Source organism: Endozoicomonas sp. ONNA1 (assembly GCF_024606325.1).
Taxonomy (GTDB): domain Bacteria; phylum Pseudomonadota; class Gammaproteobacteria; order Pseudomonadales; family Endozoicomonadaceae; genus Endozoicomonas_A.
The window spans coordinates 1-1,136 of record NZ_JAHHPN010000625.1 but is presented as its reverse complement, the minus strand read 5'-3'; the positions used below and the strand labels follow the sequence as shown (position 1 = coordinate 1,136).

Annotated in this window: 1 protein-coding gene; it reads left to right on the top strand. The window is 54.0% G+C overall.

Annotation, left to right across the window (positions count from 1 at the left end):
* Positions 1 to 1,136 (top strand): PEP/pyruvate-binding domain-containing protein (locus KDK19_RS14610; RefSeq protein WP_257292247.1); only part of this gene is annotated, 1,136 nt, incomplete at both ends.

Below are 1,136 nucleotides of genomic sequence, written 5' to 3'. Positions count from 1 at the left end.
CACCGATGAAGAGGCCTGTGAAGCGGGTTATATCGAACAGAGCACCACGGCAACCGCGGATGTAAAAGACATCATGCTGGCTGATGAGATACTGCAAAAACTGCAGAAATATACAGAACAACTGGAAGGTATGTTCTGTTGCCCGGTAGATATTGAGTTCGGCGTGAATGACCAGCAATTCTACGTGTTCCAGTGTCGGCCAGTGACCCAGCTGCCGGGCAGTACCCATTTTTCAGCAGCAGCTCCCTCCCTGCCACTGGCTGAAGGAATCCTGGTCAGTGAAGGTTGCTGCAGTGGTGTGGCCCTGGTGGTCACCGAACCGGTCAGCGCGGAACAGATTCCGCCCGGTGCTATTCTGTTCGCCGATCACGCCAGTGACTGGATGCTGGCACCGGATATTTTGCACAGTGTGGGCGGCTGTGTGTTCCGACAAGGGGGAACCAACGATCATGTTGCCATCAGCCTGCGTCAGGCGGGTATACCCTGTCTGGTAGCCGGTTCTCAGTATTCTGAGGCGCTAACCCAAGCCAGCGGACAACAAGTAACACTGGTGGCAGGCAGTTTTGCCGGCAACCCCGGAGCCACTTTGCTGACCGGCGACCAGTCTGCCTACTGGCAGGCCAACAGCACCACTTCCGGTCAGGATATCATCAACTTGCCTGCGACCAGTCCTGCAGAACCACCCGACTTCACCAGGGTAGACACAGGTTTTGCCTGGCTGAATCGCCAGAATAACCGGTTACTGGACTACTTTCGCGCTGACCGGTTACTAAGCCATTGCCTTGGACCAGGGCGAAGCAAGGCAATCAGCATGTCAGCAAACCGATCGGACCTGTTACCACAGCTTGGCATGGAGATTCATCTTCTGCAGGACGATTTGCAACGATTTCTATCCGGTTATCGTCGCTTTTTAAATCTGGCCGCGGGGTATGAATCGAGCACCATACACTCCAAAGTTAAGCCCTTTATCAATGAACTCCCGTTGCTTGAAAAACAATGGAGTTGCCTGAAGGATGCCATTGATGACCTGTACACAAAAGTGGTAATGCCGCTGGCTTCCCGGGGAGAATTGCCCGCCCGGCGGACGAATTTCAGACAATGGCTGAGAGATTGCCAGACCTTGCTGGATAAATTGC